The sequence below is a fragment of the uncultured Sphingomonas sp. genome, from assembly GCF_937859915.1.
Lineage (GTDB): Bacteria > Pseudomonadota > Alphaproteobacteria > Sphingomonadales > Sphingomonadaceae > Solisphingomonas.
This window is the reverse complement of record NZ_CALMAW010000043.1, coordinates 1-15,225: the sequence shown is the minus strand read 5'-3', so window position 1 is coordinate 15,225 and position 15,225 is coordinate 1. Positions and strand designations below refer to the sequence as shown.

Sequence of the window (15,225 nt, the reverse complement as noted above, 5' to 3'; positions counted from 1 at the left end):
CCGCATAGCGCGACGACACGCCGCCCTCGGCGCCCGCAATCCTGTGGCCTACGTCGTGCATGCGTGCCTCTCCCTTGTCGTCGTGGTTCCCTATGGCGGTTGCGTTCGCGCAGGCAAGCCCGGCCCGGCGCTGATCGTCGGGGCGAACATCCGCGCCGCGCGCGACACCGTTCCCGTCGGCACATCCTGTCGCGTCCGGCGGCTTTCGTCAGTGCGCGCACACCGCTTGATCTCGATTGCACTTGTCTTGCCCGCCGCTTCGCGGGATGACGCGCGGACGGGGCGTTGGGGCAGTTAGCGGGCATGAAGATCGATGCCGAGGCGATGCTGTTCTCGCTCAAATGCTTCGCCGCGGCGATGCTGGCTTATTATGTCGCGCTGAGCATCGGGCTGACGCGCCCCTATTGGGCGGTCACCACCACCTATATCACCGCGCAGCCGCTCGCGGGCGCGGTGCTCTCCAAGGCGCTGTTCCGCACGATCGGGACGATCCTGGGCGCGGCCGCCGCGGTCGTGCTGGTGCCGAGCTTCGTCAGCGCCCCGCTGGTGCTGAGCTTCGCGCTGGCGCTGTGGCTGGGGCTGTGCCTCTACATTTCCCAGCTCGATCGCACGCCGCGCGCCTATACCTTTCTGCTCGCCGGCTATACCGCGAGCATCATCGGATTCCCGAGCGTCGACGTCCCGGGCACGATCTTCGCGACCGCGATCCTGCGCGTGCAGGAAATCCTGATCGGCATCGTCGCCGCCGCTTTCGTCCACGGCGTGATCTTTCCGCGCACCGTCACCGCGCGGCTGTACCAGCGGATCGACGCGATCCTGCTCGACGCCGAGCGCTGGTCGCGCGGATCCTTGTTGCGCGACCGGCCCGGGACGCTCGCCAAGGAGCGCAGCGGACTGGCGGTCGGGCTGGCCGAACTCCTCCAGCTGTCGGTGCATCTGCCGTTCGACACCGCGCGCATCCTGCCGCGCGTGCGCACGGTGCGCGCGCTCGAGGATCAGCTGTCGATGATGCTGCCGCTGGCGAGCACGGTCGAGGACCGCATCGACGCGCTCGCCGCGACCCCCGACGGCGTGCCCGCACCCGTCTATGCGCTGCTCGACCGCGTCGGCGCGTGGCTTGCGGCCGGGGTGCTCGACGAGGCCGGTCGCGACGCCACCGCGCAGGCGCTGCTCGACGCGGCGCGCGCGCTCGAGCCCCTGCCGCAGCATAGCGGTCCGCTGTGGAACGAGATGCTGCTGTTCAGCCTGCTTTCGCGCCTGTGCGAGCTGATCGTCGCGCATCGCGACTCGCGCGACCTGCGCGACCAGATCCGCTCGCCCAGCGTGCGGGCGATCTCGCCCCACGTCGGCGAACTCGTCGACCGCGCGGGCAGCCGCGCGCTGCACCGCGATCATGGCATCGCCTTCCGCACCGCGCTCGGCACGATCGCGACGATCATGCTGGGCAGCATTTTCTGGATCGCGACCGCCTGGGACCAGGGCGCGGGCGCGGTGCTGATCGCAGGCGTCGCCTGCGCGCTGTTCGGCGCGGCCGACAATGCCGCCAAGCAGATCGACACGTTCATGGTCGGCGCGATCGTCGGGCTGGTGGTGGCCGCGGTCTATGCCTTCGCGATCCTGCCGCGCGTCACCGACTTCGTGATGCTGGCCGCGGTGCTGGCACCGGCGCTGCTGGTCGTCGGATCACTGCTCGCGCGCCCCGCCTTCGGGCTGCCCGCGCTCGGCTCGATCGTCGGCTTCGTCAACACGGTCGGGCTCGGTGCGGCGTTCAACGAGGATTTCAGCGGCTTCATCAACGGCGCGGTCGGGCTGATCGCCGGAATCGTCTTCTCAGGACTGTGCGTGAAGCTGTTCCTGACCGCGGGGCCGGGCAATCTCGTCGCGCGGCTGGTCCGCGGCGGCTGGCGCGACGTCGCGCAGCGCGCGCGCGGCCAAGCGCCCGATTCGGGGCGGTGGCTGGCGCGGATGCTCGATCGTATCGGGTTGCTGGCGCCCCGGCTCGCGCAAGCGGAGGCCGATCCCGGCAGGCCGCTGCTCGATGCCTTGCTCGACCTGCGGATCGGCTATGTCTCGGGCGAACTCGCCGCACTGCGCCGGACGATGACTCCCGACGAGGCGGCGCCGGTGAGCGCGGCACTTGCGGACATCGCGCGCTATTTCGGGCGCAGCGATCCCAAATCGTCCGACCCGCTGCCGCTGGCGCTGCTCGACGGGATCGACCGCAGCGTCGGCGCCTTCGCGCGCGATCCGGAGCGCGAACGCCGCCGCGCCGGGCTGTTGCTGCTGACCAGCCTGCGCCGCAACCTGTTCCCCGCAGCCCCGCCCTGGCAAGCCGCGGCATGATCGGCGAGGTTTCGATCGTCGGCGTCTATGTGCCCGCGCTGCTGCTGCTGACGCTGCTCGCGATCGTGTTGACCGGGCTGCTCGCGACGCTGCTGCAGATCGTCGGCTTCTACCGGCTCGTCGCCTATCGGCCGCTGGTCGATCTCGCGCTCTTCACCCTCCTGCTCGGCCTGCTCGTGCTCGTCACCGCCCCCTTTGGACCGACCGCCGCATGAACCGCATCCTGTCCTCGATCGCCCGCTGGGCGGTGACGCTGATCCTCGTCGCGCTGGCGATCCTCGTCGCGATCCTGCTGTGGCGCCGCTACGAGAGCGAGCCCTGGACGCGCGACGGCCATGTCTATGCCGACGTCGTGCGCGCCGCCTCCGACGTCGGCGGGCTGGTCACCGATGTCGAGGTCCGCGACAACCAGTTCGTCCATAAGGGGCAGCTGCTGTTCGTCGTCGACCGTCCGCGTTACGCCGACGCGCTGGCGCAGGCCGACGCCGCGATCCTGAGCGCGCGCGCGACGCTCGACCAGGCGCGTCGCGTCGCCAGGCGCGACCGCGCGCTCGGCGATCTGGTCGCGACCGAAGCGCGCGAGGAGGATAATGCCAAGGTCGAGACCGCGGAGGCCGCGCTCCAGCAGCAGGTCGCCGCGCGCAGCACCGCGGCGCTCAATCTCGCGCGCACCGCAGTCCATGCCAGCGTCAACGGCTATGTCACCAACCTGTCGCTGCGGCCCGGCGACTTCCTCGCCGCGGGCACGCAGGGACTGGCGATGATCGATCTCGATTCGATCCGGGTCGAGGCCTATCTCGAGGAGACCAAGCTCAAGCATATCCGGGTCGGCGATCCGGCGCGTATGCGGCTGATGGGCGATCATTACGACATGATCGGTCACGTCCAGAGCATCGCCGGCGGCATCGCCGACGACCAGCGCAGCACGACCGCCAACCTCTTGCCCGCGGTCAATCCGACCTTTTCCTGGGTTCGGCTCGCCCAGCGTATTCCGGTGCGGATCCACGTCGATCGGCTCGCCCGCGGCACGCGGCTGATCTCGGGGCGGACGGTGACCGTTACGATCCTCCCGCCGCGCGATCGTCAGGGACATTATCTGCACGACGAGGGGCGGCCGTGACGCGGCTTTCATCGCGACGCCTACCCCCCTCCCTGAAAGGGAGGGGATGGGGGTGGGTTCATTTCAGGATCATGGCGCGCCCGCCTCGGGCGAACCCACCCCCGACCCCTCCCTTTCAGGGAGGGGAGAAGTATCACCGAAACTCGTCGCGCTGCGCGTCCGCATCTCTCGCGCTTTTCGTCGCCGGCTGCACCGCCGGGCCGAACTATCATGTCCCCGAAGGCGCGGTCGCCAATGCGCCCGCTGCCGCAGGGCCGTTCGTCAACAGCATCGAGCCCGCCTTCGCGAGCGAAGCGCTGCCCGATCATTGGTGGCGACTCTATGATGATCCCCGGCTCGACGCCTATATCCAGGAGGCGCTCGCCGCGAACACGGACCTGCGCGCCGCCGACGCCAATCTCCGCCGCGCGGCGTATGCGATCCGCGAGGCGCAATCGGCCCGCACCGTCGCGACGACGATCGAGGGCCAGGCCGAGCAGACCCGGCTGGGCGGAATCGATGCGCTCGACGTCGCCGGTTCGAGCTACGCGGTGGGGGGCGGCCTCACCTATCCGCTCGATCTTGCCGGCGGGATCAAACGCTCGATCGAGGCAGCGCGCGCCGACGCGCAGGCGGTCGAGGCGACCCGCGACCAGGTGCGGGTAACCGTCGCGGCGTCGGTCGCGCGCAACTATGTCGGCGTGTGTTCGGCCAATCGCTCGATCGCAGCGGCCGAGCATGTCGTCGCGGTGCAGCGTACCACGTTGAACGCGATCACCCGGCTGTTCCGCGGCGGGCGCGACACCGCGTTCGACGTCACCCGCGCGCAGGCCGCGGTCGACCAGAGCCTCGCCACCATCCCGACGATCGTCGCGCAGCGCCAGGCCGGCCTCTATGCGATCGCCGCGCTGATGGGACGCCCGACCGCCAATTTCCCGCGCGAGCTGATCGACTGCCCGACGCCGCCCGAGATCCGCCGCCCGCTGCCGATCGGCGACGGCGCCGCGCTGATCCGCAGGCGGCCCGACATTCGCTCGGCCGAGCGCAGCCTCGCTGCCGCGACCGCTTCGATCGGCGTGGCGACCGCGGCGCTCTACCCACAGGTCAGTCTTGGTGCCGCGATCGGGATTGCCGGGCCGTTCACGACGATCGGCACCGCGGAAAGCTGGGGCGGCAATATCGGCCCGTCCGTGTCGTGGAGCTTCCCCAACCAGATCGCGGTACGCGCCCGCATCTCGGAAGCCGGGGCCGCGGCCGAGGCCGCTTCGGCGCGGTTCGACGGGGCGGTGCTAACCGCGCTGCAGGGCACGGAGACCGCCCTCTCCGCCTATGCACGCGAGATCGAGCATGACCGCGCGCTCGCCCGTGCGCGCGACAGCGCCGCCAAGGCGGTCGATCAGGCCAACCGGCTGTTCACCTTCGGCCGCACCGACCTGCTCTCGCTGCTGACGGTGCAGTCCAATCTCGCCACCGCGGAGACCGCGCTCGCCGCCTCCCAGGCGACGCTCGCCGACGATCAGGTCAACGTCTTCCTCCAGCTCGGCGGCGGCTGGGAGGACCAGGCGCCGATCCCCTCGACCGCGCCGCATCTCAAGGGCGCGTTGAAGACGCTGCCTCAGCTCTCGCCGAACAGCTCGCGCTGAGCGCGCTCGAGCTCGTCGGCATAGCGTTTGCGGACATGCGTCTCGGTGAGCAGGCCGAGCAGCGCACCATCGGGATCGACCACTGCGAGATCGTCGACGCCGAGTCGATCGAAGGCCTGCATGACCTCCGCAATGTTGCGCTCGGGCGGTAGCGTCTCGTCGGGGCGCCGCGCGAGCGTCACCACCGCCGCGTCGCGATCGACTCCGTCGACATAGGCGTTGGCGGTCGCGACCATGCCCGCATAATGGTCGGCCTCGTCGAGCAGGATGACGCGGCTGGTCGATCCCAGCGGGGTGCGCCTGCGGAATTCGGCGACGCTGGTCGCGGCGGGGACGGTGGCGGGCGCCTTGCGCATCATCTTGCCCGCGGTCAGCTGGCGCACCCAGCCGATGTCGCGCGCGGAGCGAATCACCTCGCCGCGCAGGTGCAGCCGCCAGGTCGAGAAGCTGTAGCCGAACAGTTCGCGGACGAGTGCGCTGGCGACCAGACTGGCGGTGAGCACGATCGCGGTCAGCTGGAAGTCGCGCGTCGCCTCGAGCACGAGGAAGCTCATCGTCATCGGCCCGCCGATCACCGACACCGCGAGCGCCGCCATGCCGACGAGCGCGGCGTCCTGCGTCCAGAGATGCTGGCCGGGGAGCAGGATCGCGGTGACGTCGGCATAGATGCGGCCGAGCAGCACCCCCAGGAACAGCGAGGCGAAGAACAGCCCGCCCCTGAACCCGAAACCGAGCGAGATCGACGAGGCGAGCAGCTTGAGCCCGAACACCAGGCACAGCGCCGCCAGCGAGGCCTCTCCCGCAAGCGTCAGGTGCAGGGCGCCATGCCCCGCCGACAGCGCCTCGGGCGAGAGATGCGCGATCGGCATCAGCAGGAAGCCGCCGACTACGGGGCGCGCGGCGGGCGGCAGCCGGGTCCAGCGCACGCCGGCCTCGACCAGACTGACCGCGCGCATCAGCGCGATGCCGACGAAGGCGCAGGCAAGCCCGATGCCGATGAAGGCGAGATAGTCCATGTTGCGCGTGATGCCGGTCGAATCGACGGTGATCAGATAGGGCACGCCGCCCATGCTCCGCGCGGTCGCGACGCCGGCGATCGCGGCGGCGGCGACGGGCGCGATCGCGGCGGGGGTGTAGGCGCCGATGACGATTTCGAAGGCGTAGAAGGCGCCGGTCAGCGGGGCGCCGAACGCCGCGCCGATCGCCGCGCCCGTGCCCGCGCCGACCAGCGTGCGCAGGTCGCCGCGACGCAGGCTCAGCTTGCGCCCGATGATCGAGGCAAAGCCGCCGCCGATCTGCGCATAGGCGGCCTCCAGGCCGACCGACGCGCCGAATCCGTTGGAGACGAAGGTCTGTCCGGTCACGGTCAGCGTGTCGCGGAACGGCACCGCACCGCCGTGCAGCGCATTGGCCTCGACGACGTCGATCGGCGTGCGCCGCCGCCAGCGGTCGAGCGCGATATGCAGCAGCCCGAGCACCGCGCCGCCGAATGGCAGGGCCATCAGCGGGCCCCAGCCCAGCGACGGCGCCGCGCTCAGCCGCATCGTGCCGGGAAGCTGGTAGAGGATGCGCTGCAGCCCGTGCGCGGCGGCCCCCAGCGCCACCGACAGTCCGCCGCCGATCGTGCCGACGACGACCGCGAGCAGGATGAACGTCGCCTCGCTCTGCCGCAACCGCGTCCGCAGCATCGCGCCCCGCCGCAGCATGTTCGTCACCAGCACCGCCACGCGTCACTCCCGTCGAGACGTGCTCTACCCACCTCCGTTCGTCCTGAGTAGCCATTGAGCGCAGTCGAAATGGCGTATCGAAGGATGGTGGCTTGGCGGAGCCGTCCTTCGATACGGGTCTTCGCCTTCGCTCAGCCCCTACTCAGGACGAACGGAGACAGGGACGACGAATTCTGGCTAGCGCGAAGCGGCGTCGCGCTTCGCCTCCGCCGCCACGACGCGCGCGCGCGCCTCGCATTCGATCTGGCGCAGTTCGCCCAGCGTCTGCTCGATCGCGACGCGCTGCTGCTCGAGTTCGTCGATCCGCGCGCGGACATGGTCCGACAGCGCGCGCATCTGCTCGAGATGCTGCGGATCGGCGTCATAGAGATCGAGGAAGGTCTTGATGTCGCGCAGCGAGAAGCCGAGCCGCTTTCCGCGCAGGATCAGCTGCATGCGCCCGACCTCGCGCCGCGTATAGATCCGCATCGTGCCGACGCGGCGCGGCTCGATCAGCCCCTTGTCCTCGTAGAAGCGCAGGGTGCGCGCCGAGATGCCGAGTTCGGTCGCGACCTGCTGGATGCCGGTCAGTTCGTCCCACGCGGCTCCGGAGGATGTCGTGTCGCCCCCCGGCTCAGCCATTGGCTTTGGCCGCTTCCTCGGCGACGAGTTCCTTCTTCGAGAGTTTGCCGATCAACGTCTTGGGCAGCGTGTCGCGGATCTCGATCGCGCGCGGCATCTCGATCTTGCTGAGCTTGTCCGTCAGAAACGCACGAAGTTCGTCCGGCGTCACCACCTGACCGGGCGCCAACGTCACGAATCCCTTGGGCGCCTGGCCGCGATATTCGTCCGGGACACCTATCACGACCGCCTCGGCCACCGCGGGATGCTCATACAATGCTTCCTCGATCGTGCGGGGATAGACGTTGAACCCGCTGCAGATGATCAGATCCTTCTGGCGATCGACCAGGAACAAATAGCCGTCCTCGTCGAGATAGCCGATGTCGCCGGTGCGCAATGCCCCGTCGATGAAGACCTCCGCATCGGCGTCGGGGCGATGCCAATAGCCCTTCATCACCTGCGGCCCGCGCGCGCAGATCTCGCCGCGCGCGCCGGGCGGCATCAGCCGCGTCGGGTCGTCGAGATCGCGGATCTCGATGATCGTGCCGGGGAAGGCGGGGCCGGCGCTATTGTCCTTGGGAGGCCGGTCGAGCGGGTTGCAGGTGATGATCGGCGACGCCTCGGACAGGCCATAGCCCTCGACCACCGGCGTGCCCGACCGCGCCTCGAAGCGGTGCCGCGTCTCATAGGGCAGCGGCGCGCCGCCCGAGATCGAGCGCTTGACCGTCTTGAGCTTGGCGAAGTCGGCATCCGACAGATTGTTGAGCGCGCCGTAGATCGTCGGCACCGCGAGCAGCTGCGTGATCCCGGTGCGCTTCACCGCGGCGACGACCTGCTGGAGGTCGAAGCGCGGCAGCAGCACCATCTCGGCGCCGGTGTCGATCGAGTAATTGAGCACCGACGTCAGCGCGAAGACGTGGAACAGCGGCAGCACGCCGAGCGTGATCTCCGGTTCGTCGGGCCGCGCCAGATCGCCGACGAAGACCTTCATCTGTGCGCTGTTGGCGGTGAGGTTGGCGTGGGTCAGCATCGCCGCCTTGGGCTCGCCGGTGGTGCCGCCGGTATATTGCAGCACCGCGACGTCGCCGGGCGAGACCGTGACGGGGGTCGGTGTCGCCGGGCGGGAGACGAGCTTTGCGAAGCGGACGTGCAGGGCGTCGTGCGGGATAGAGGCGATGTCTCGGCGCTTGAACAGCCTGTAGAGCATCGATTTGAGCGGCGGCAGCGCGCCCGCGATCGGGCAGACGATCAGGTGGCGCACCCCGGTCTCGTGCGAGACCTTGCTGACCCGCCCGAGAATGTCGGGGATGTCGCAGGTGGCGACGACCTTGGCGCCCGAATCCGCGATCAGGTGGGTAAGTTCGCGCTCGATATAGAGCGGGTTGAGATTGACGACGATGCCGCCGATGCGGAGCGTCGCAAAATAGAGGATGATGTAATAGGGCGTGTTGGGCAGGCACAGCCCGACGCGGTCGCCGGGCTGGACGCCGAGATCCTGCAGACCGCGCGCGGCCCGCGCGACCTGGCCCGCCAGTTCGGCGTAGCGCGTCTCGCGTCCCAGAAAATCGATCGCGACGCGGTCGCCCCAGGTCGCCACCGCATGGTCGAGCAGATTGGTCAGCAGCCTCGGCGCGAATGCCGGAGACGCGGCGGTGCCCGTCCCCGGTTGCGCCGGCCGCTCACTCGTCGTGAGGGCCGGCCCGGTCATCAGAAGGACATGTGCCCGCCGACCGAGAACACCAGCGCCCGGGCATTCTTCGATTCGCCCGAGGTCAGGATCACCGTCTGCAGCGGGGTGCCGACGAAGGCCGCCGTGGTCTTGTCGATCGCCTCGCTGTGGATCTTGTCGTAGCTCGCGGCAAGATCAAGGCCCATGCGCTGGGTCAAATTGACCGTGGCGCCCGTCGCGAAGTTCCAGCGCGGACCGTCGGGCACGCGCGGGTCGCGCTCGCCGTCGACGATCGGCGAGAGGTCGCGCTGCACGCCGCCACGCACCGTGAACATCGGGCTGATCACATAGTCGAAGCCGAGCGCGTAGGAGAAGGTGTTCTTATAGTCCTCGGGCAGCGACTGGTTGGGCGTGCTGCCCAGCGACGACAGGTTGATCGACGAGAATTCGCTCCAGCCGAAGCGCGTGATCTGGCCCTCGACGGTGAACGCCGGAGTCACATGGTAGCGCATGCCGAGATTGACCTGCCACGGCGTGGTGAACTGCGCCTTGGCGCCCTTCGCGGTCATGTTGGCGCCCGAGGCGACCAGCACCGGATCGGTGAAGCCGTCGACGATCAGATTGCCCTTGAGCGTGTGCTTGATCTTCGACTTGTAGCTCGCGCCGATGTCGACCTTGTCATTGTGGTACTGGAAGCCGAGCGAATAGCCGACGTCCCAACCGTCGCCCTTGAGATATTGGTGGCCGTCATTGCCGGCGTTGAGGCCGGGGATGGCGGGCAGGGGATCGGGGAGGTAGTTGGAGAATGTGGCGCGGACATATTCGACATTGGGGCCGGCGCCGATGCTCAGGCCTCCGGTCGAATAGGCCAGCACAGGCTGAAGGTCGTAGGTGCGCAGCCGGGTCTTGTCGGCGCTGTAGCGGGCCCAGCTGTTGTTATCGTAATTGGTGGTGAAGCTGTACGGCGAGGTGGCGGTGAAGCCGAAGGCTACATGGTCGGTGATCGGCACCGCGAAGCCGCCATTGGGCAGATAGCCGTTGTTGACCGGATTGTGCTGGTTCTGCTCGCCGCCGACGCTGGCGATCGAGGCAGGGATGCTGCCGACGCCGGGGATCGCGAAGGCCGGGCGCGCGACCAGCGTGCCGGTGTTGACCGAGTTGGAATGCGGCAGGATCGCGGTGACGCCAGCATAGCTCTGATAGCCGCTGATGCCGCCGACCGCCGCCGGGTTCCACCATTGCTGCTGCGCGCCCTGCTCGGACACTTCGCCCGAGAAGGCACGACCGACCGCGACGGTCGACTGCTCCTGGAGGTAGAAGGCCGCCGCGTGGGCGGGACCGGCAATGGCGGCGCCGACGACGGCGAGCGTGGCGAGCGATGCGCCACGGCGGGCGAGCGTCCTGGTAAGCTTCACGATGGGTCTCCCTGACCTTTGATGGAACGCCGCCCGTTAGCGGACGCGCGTCCAGGTTTCCGTCTTGCAGAGCGGCACGAACACGCAGCCGCGCAGCTTGATGCTGTTCGCATCGATGATGGTGATCTTGCCGCCATAGGTGCGGCCGTCATTACCGTTATACACCGAACCATCGACCCAATCGTTACCGTCGCGCCGGAAGCCGCTGAGCATCAGCGAGCCCTTGAGCGGACGGCTCTGCAGCTTGGGGTCCTTGTTGTTGACGTCCTTCAGGCCCGGATCGGCCTTGATGCCGTCCGAGCTGACGAGATGGCCGCACAGCGAGGCGCCGCACTTCTCGACGTCGATGATCGCATTCTTGGTCGGCGAGCGCCAGGTACCGACGGCGGTGTCCGCCGACGGAGTCGCTGCAAGCAATGCCGCGAGCAAGAGTAGGGACATGATTCCTCCTCAGACAACCTCTACCAGCCGCGCGCTCTTGATCGGCGCTTCCCGGCGGTCGTCGCGGTGCGTGCACCGGACGACAAGATGGTCTTGCCGCAAAAATCGGTTGACGTATAGGGAAATTATCGCACCTTTAAGGCAACCGATTTCCGCCCTATCTGGGCGGTACAGTCTCGGAGAGGATATCGATGACCGACGTCGTGATCGCGGGCTATGCCCGCTCGCCCTTTCATCTCGCCACCAAGGGCGCGCTGGCCCGGGTGCGGCCGGATGATCTCGCCGCGCAGGTGATTCGCGGGCTGCTCGAGAAGACCAAGGTCGATCCGGCCGAGATCGAGGACATCATCCTCGGCTGCGCTTTTCCGGAAGGCGAGCAGGGGCTCAACGTCGCGCGGCTGATCGGGTTGCTTGCCGATCTGCCGCTGTCGGTCGGCGGCATGACGGTCAACCGTTTCTGCGGCTCGTCGATGAGCGCGATCCATATCGCGGTCGGCCAGATCGCGATCGGCGCGGGCGAGGCGTTCATCTGCGCCGGGCTCGAATCGATGAGCCGGGTGCCGATGGGCGGCTATAATCCGATGCCGTCGCCGGAGCTGATGAAGAAGAGCCCGGGCGCGTACATGGGCATGGGCGAGACCGCCGAGAATGTTGCGCAAAAATATCAGATCACGCGCGTCGAGCAGGAAGCGCTCGCGGTGAAGAGCCAGCAGAAGGCCGCCGCCGCCCGCGCCTCGGGCAAGCTGACCGAGGAGATCATCCCGATCCAGACCAAGGGTGGCACCGTTTCCGAGGACGGTACGATCCGCGGCGAGACCACCGCCGAAGCACTAGCGGGTCTCAAACCCGCCTTCTCGCAGGACGGCACGGTGACCGCAGGCACGTCGTCGCCGCTGACCGACGGTGCGTCGGCGGTGCTGGTCACCTCGGCCGACTTCGCCGCCAAGCACGGCCTGACCGTGCTCGCCAAGATCAAGTCGGTCGGCGTGTCGGGCTGCGCGCCCGAGACGATGGGGCTCGGCCCGATCGAGGCGTCGCGCAAGGCCTTGGCGCGCGCCGGCATCTCGGCCGCCGACCTCGACGTGGTCGAGATCAACGAGGCGTTCGCGAGCCAGGCGATCGCCTGCATCCGCGATCTCGGCCTCAAGGACGAGACGATCAACATCGACGGCGGCGCGATCGCGATCGGCCATCCGCTCGGCGCGACCGGCGCGCGAATCGTCGGCAAGGCGGCGTCGCTGCTCAGCCGCGAGGGCGGCCGCTATGCGCTCGCCACCCAGTGCATCGGCGGCGGGCAGGGCATCGCCACGGTGTTGGAGCGCGCCTGACATGATCGACCCCATCAAGAAGGTCTGCGTCATCGGCTCCGGCACGATGGGCGCAGGGATCGCAGCGCAGGTCGCCAACGCCGGCATCCCCGTGCTGCTGCTCGACATCGTCCCGCGAGACGGCAGCGACCGCGACGCGATCGCCAAGGGCGCGGTCGCGAAAATGCTCAAGACCGATCCGGCGCCGTTCATGTCGAAGCGCGCGGCGAAACTGGTCGAGACGGGCAATATCGACGACCATCTCGGCCGTGTCGCCGAATGCGACTGGGTGGTGGAAGCCATCGTCGAGCGGCTCGACATCAAGCAGTCGCTCTACGCAAAGCTCGAGGCGGTGAAGAAGCCCGGCACCGCGGTGTCGTCGAACACCTCGACGATCCCGCTGGCCAATCTCGTCGAGGGCCGCTCGGACCAGTTCAAGCGCGACTTCCTGATCACCCACTTCTTCAACCCGCCGCGCTACATGCGGCTGCTCGAGATCGTCACCGGCCCCGACACCGACGCCGATCTCGCGCGCCGCGTCGAGGACTTTTCGGATCGCGCGCTCGGCAAGCGCGTCGTCCACGCCAAGGACACGCCGGGCTTCATCGCCAACCGCATCGGCACCTATTGGCTCGCGGTCGCGGTCAACGCGGCGATGGACCAGGGCCTCACCGTCGAGCAGGCCGACCAGATCGGCGGCAGCCCGATGGGCGTGCCCAAGACCGGCATCTTCGGCCTGATCGACCTCGTCGGCGTCGACCTGATGCCGCTGCTCAGCGCCAGCCTGTCCGCGACGCTGCCGCAGGGCGATCCCTATTTCGAGACGGTGCGCGACATGCCGCTGGTCGAGAAGATGATCGCCGAGGGCTTCACGGGCCGCAAGGGCAAGGGCGGTTTCTACCGGCTCGACAAGTCGGGCGGCCAGAAGGTCAAGCAGTCGCTCGATCTCGCCACCGGCGAATATCGCGCCGAGCAGAAGCCGGAAAAACTGCCGGGCAAGGCCGAGAAGGACCTCGCCGCGTTGGTGACGGTGCCGGGCAAGGTCGGCGACTATGCCTGGACGATCCTCGGCCACGTCCTCTCCTATGCCGCCAAGCTGGTCGGCGAGGCGGCGGACGACATCGTTGCGATCGATGATGCGATGACGCTCGGCTACAATTGGAAGTTCGGGCCGTTCGAGCTGATCGACCGGCTCGGGCCGGGCAAGCTCGCCGAGCGGCTGGCGGCGGAAGGCCGGCCGGTGCCGGCGCTGCTCAAGTCGGCGGGGACCAACCCCTTCTACCGGATCGAGAACGGCCAGCGGCAATATCTGTCCGCCGACGGCAGCTACCGCGACGTCAAGCGCGCCGAGGGCGTGGTGCTGCTCGAGGACATCAAGCGTGCGTCGCAGCCGCTCATCAAGACCGGATCGGCGGCGCTGTGGGACGTCGGCGACGGCGTCGCGGCGATCGAGTTCACCGGAAAGATGAACGCGCTCGACGAGGAGGTGATCAAGCTCATCAACCAAGCGATCCCGCTGGTGAAGGCAAGCTTCAAGGCGCTGATCGTGTATAATGAGGGCAGCAACTTCTCGGCGGGCGCCAATCTCGGGCTCGCCATGTTCGCGGTCAACATCGCGGCGTGGAGCGAGATCGAGAAGCTGATCGCCGGCGGCCAGGCCGCGTTCAAGGCGCTCAAATATGCGCCCTTCCCGGTGGTGTCGGCGCCGGCTGGCCTCGCGCTCGGCGGCGGGTGCGAAATCTGCCTCAACTCGGACGCGATCCAGGCGCATGCCGAGACCTATATGGGTCTGGTCGAATGCGGCGTCGGGCTGATCCCGGGCTGGGGCGGCAATGGCGAGATGCTCGACCGTGCCGCCAAGGCCAGGATGATGCCCAAGGGGCCGATGCCGCCGCTGTCGAAGGTGTTCCAGACGATTTCGACCGCGACCGTCGCCAAGTCGGCCGCCGAAGCGCAGGAGCTGCTGTTCCTCCGCGAGACCGACGGCATCACGATGAACCGCGACCGGCTGCTCTCGGACGCGAAGGCCAAGGCGCTGTCGCTGGTCGACGGCTATGCGCCGCCCGAGCCGCCGACGTTCCGGCTTGCGGGCGAAAGCGGCCGGGTCGGCATCAACAGCGCGGTGCGCGATTTTCAGAAGAAGGGGATGGCGACCGCCTATGACGGCGTCGTTTCCGATCGACTGGCGGAAGTGCTGACCGGCGGCGAGGCGGACATCGTCGACACCGTCACCGAGGATCAGCTGCTGCGGCTCGAGCGCAAGGCGTTCCTGGCGAGCGTCAAGGATCCGCGGACCCAGGCGCGCGTCGAGGCGATGCTGACGACGGGCAAGCCGCTGCGGAACTGATATAGAGAGACACACCCCACCCGTTCGTGTCGAGCGAAGTCGAGACATGCTGCGTCCAGATCAGTCCCTCGACTTCGCTCGGGACGAACGGACGGGTAGGGAGACCAGAATATGCAAGTCTATGACGCCCCCCTACGCGACATGCGTTTCGTGCTCCACGAGCTGTTCGCCGACGACGGCTTCGGCGGGATCGCCAAATTCGAGGAGTTCACCCCCGATCTGCTCGACGCGGTGCTCGAGGAGGCCAACAAGGTTGCCAAGGACGTGCTGCTGCCGATCAACGCCTCGGGCGACATCGAGGGTTGCACCTACGAAAATGGCGTCGTCCGTACCCCCAAGGGCTTCAAGGCGGCCTATGACACCTTCCGCGAGGGCGGCTGGGCGTCGCTCGCCTCGGATCCCGAATGGGGCGGGCAGGGCCTGCCCGAGAGCGTCAACAAGCTCGTCGAGGAGATGATCTGCGCGACCAACGTGTCGTTCAGCCTCTATCCCGGCCTCACCCACGGCGCGACCACCGCGATCGAGGGTCATGCCTCGGACGAGCTGAAGCAGGCCTATCTGCCCAAGATGGTGTCGGGCGAATGGTCGGGGACGATCTGCCTCACCGAATCGCATTGCGGCACCGATCTCGGGC

The 15,225-nt window shown here is 68.3% G+C and carries 13 protein-coding genes; 8 read left to right on the top strand and 5 right to left on the bottom strand.

Annotation, left to right across the window (positions count from 1 at the left end; genetic code table 11):
- The 5 genes from Q0326_RS06440 to Q0326_RS06420 all read left to right on the top strand — a co-directional run.
- On the top strand, nt 1-298 hold a 298-nt coding region (locus Q0326_RS06440; RefSeq protein ID WP_298688333.1), incomplete at its 5' end, for a hypothetical protein.
- Nucleotides 299-303: 5 nt separating this feature from the next.
- Nucleotides 304-2,343, top strand: coding sequence for an FUSC family protein (locus Q0326_RS06435; protein ID WP_298688331.1), 2,040 nt, complete (start codon nt 304-306; stop codon nt 2,341-2,343).
- Entirely contained in the window at nt 2,340-2,558 is a 219-nt protein-coding gene (locus tag Q0326_RS06430; protein WP_298688329.1) for a DUF1656 domain-containing protein, read from the top strand. Before Q0326_RS06435 ends, Q0326_RS06430 begins: the two co-directional genes overlap by 4 nt.
- Nucleotides 2,555-3,463 carry a biotin/lipoyl-binding protein gene (locus Q0326_RS06425; protein ID WP_298688327.1) on the top strand — a complete coding sequence of 303 codons (909 nt, stop codon included), beginning with the start codon at nt 2,555-2,557 and terminating at the stop codon, nt 3,461-3,463. Before Q0326_RS06430 ends, Q0326_RS06425 begins: the two co-directional genes overlap by 4 nt.
- Before the next feature lie 71 nt (nt 3,464-3,534).
- Nucleotides 3,535-5,085 (top strand): TolC family protein, encoded by a 1,551-nt coding sequence (locus Q0326_RS06420; protein ID WP_298688325.1) that lies wholly within the window; start codon nt 3,535-3,537, stop codon nt 5,083-5,085.
- On the opposite strand, the gene Q0326_RS06415 is transcribed toward Q0326_RS06420, so the two are convergent.
- The 5 genes from Q0326_RS06415 to Q0326_RS06395 form a co-directional block, all read right to left on the bottom strand.
- Entirely contained in the window at nt 5,058-6,791 is a 1,734-nt protein-coding gene (locus Q0326_RS06415) for a chloride channel protein (protein ID WP_298688335.1), read from the bottom strand. The genes Q0326_RS06420 and Q0326_RS06415 overlap by 28 nt on opposite strands.
- Nucleotides 6,792-6,989: 198 nt before the next feature.
- Nucleotides 6,990-7,433 (bottom strand): MerR family DNA-binding transcriptional regulator, encoded by a 444-nt coding sequence (locus Q0326_RS06410; RefSeq protein WP_298688323.1) that lies wholly within the window; start codon nt 7,431-7,433, stop codon nt 6,990-6,992.
- Nucleotides 7,426-9,120: a long-chain fatty acid--CoA ligase gene (locus tag Q0326_RS06405; protein ID WP_298688321.1), complete on the bottom strand. Its 1,695-nt coding sequence runs from the start codon at nt 9,118-9,120 to the stop codon at nt 7,426-7,428. The genes Q0326_RS06410 and Q0326_RS06405 overlap by 8 nt, the downstream gene beginning before the upstream one ends.
- Nucleotides 9,120-10,496 (bottom strand): outer membrane protein transport protein, encoded by a 1,377-nt coding sequence (locus Q0326_RS06400; protein ID WP_298688319.1) that lies wholly within the window; start codon nt 10,494-10,496, stop codon nt 9,120-9,122. Before Q0326_RS06400 ends, Q0326_RS06405 begins: the two co-directional genes overlap by 1 nt.
- Before the next feature lie 36 nt (nt 10,497-10,532).
- The gene (locus Q0326_RS06395; RefSeq protein WP_298688317.1) at nt 10,533-10,937 is read right to left on the bottom strand and encodes a DUF2147 domain-containing protein; all 405 of its coding nucleotides are present in this window, start codon (nt 10,935-10,937) and stop codon (nt 10,533-10,535) included.
- A 191-nt stretch (nt 10,938-11,128) separates the two neighbouring features.
- Between Q0326_RS06395 and Q0326_RS06390 the strand changes: the two genes are divergently transcribed.
- The 3 genes from Q0326_RS06390 to Q0326_RS06380 form a co-directional block, all read left to right on the top strand.
- A complete protein-coding gene (locus Q0326_RS06390) occupies nt 11,129-12,265 on the top strand; it encodes a thiolase family protein (protein WP_298688315.1) in 1,137 nt (378 codons plus the stop codon).
- A gap of 1 nt (nt 12,266) precedes the next feature.
- Nucleotides 12,267-14,591: a 3-hydroxyacyl-CoA dehydrogenase NAD-binding domain-containing protein gene (locus tag Q0326_RS06385; RefSeq protein WP_298688313.1), complete on the top strand. Its 2,325-nt coding sequence runs from the start codon at nt 12,267-12,269 to the stop codon at nt 14,589-14,591.
- A 111-nt stretch (nt 14,592-14,702) separates the two neighbouring features.
- On the top strand, nt 14,703-15,225 hold a 523-nt coding region (locus Q0326_RS06380), incomplete at its 3' end, for an acyl-CoA dehydrogenase family protein (protein WP_298688311.1).

Bases quoted from the DNA above. Each gene is read 5' to 3' on its own strand.
- Q0326_RS06435 (WP_298688331.1), top strand. From the start codon at position 304: ATGAAGATCGATGCCGAGGCGATGCTGTTCTCGCTCAAATGCTTCGCC.
- Q0326_RS06430 (WP_298688329.1), top strand. From the start codon at position 2,340: ATGATCGGCGAGGTTTCGATCGTCGGCGTCTATGTGCCCGCGCTGCTG.
- Q0326_RS06425 (WP_298688327.1), top strand. From the start codon at position 2,555: ATGAACCGCATCCTGTCCTCGATCGCCCGCTGGGCGGTGACGCTGATC.
- Q0326_RS06420 (WP_298688325.1), top strand. From the start codon at position 3,535: ATGGCGCGCCCGCCTCGGGCGAACCCACCCCCGACCCCTCCCTTTCAG.
- Q0326_RS06415 (WP_298688335.1), bottom strand. From the start codon at position 6,791: ATGCTGCGGCGGGGCGCGATGCTGCGGACGCGGTTGCGGCAGAGCGAG.
- Q0326_RS06410 (WP_298688323.1), bottom strand. From the start codon at position 7,433: ATGGCTGAGCCGGGGGGCGACACGACATCCTCCGGAGCCGCGTGGGAC.
- Q0326_RS06405 (WP_298688321.1), bottom strand. From the start codon at position 9,120: ATGACCGGGCCGGCCCTCACGACGAGTGAGCGGCCGGCGCAACCGGGG.
- Q0326_RS06395 (WP_298688317.1), bottom strand. From the start codon at position 10,937: ATGTCCCTACTCTTGCTCGCGGCATTGCTTGCAGCGACTCCGTCGGCG.
- Q0326_RS06390 (WP_298688315.1), top strand. From the start codon at position 11,129: ATGACCGACGTCGTGATCGCGGGCTATGCCCGCTCGCCCTTTCATCTC.
- Q0326_RS06385 (WP_298688313.1), top strand. From the start codon at position 12,267: ATGATCGACCCCATCAAGAAGGTCTGCGTCATCGGCTCCGGCACGATG.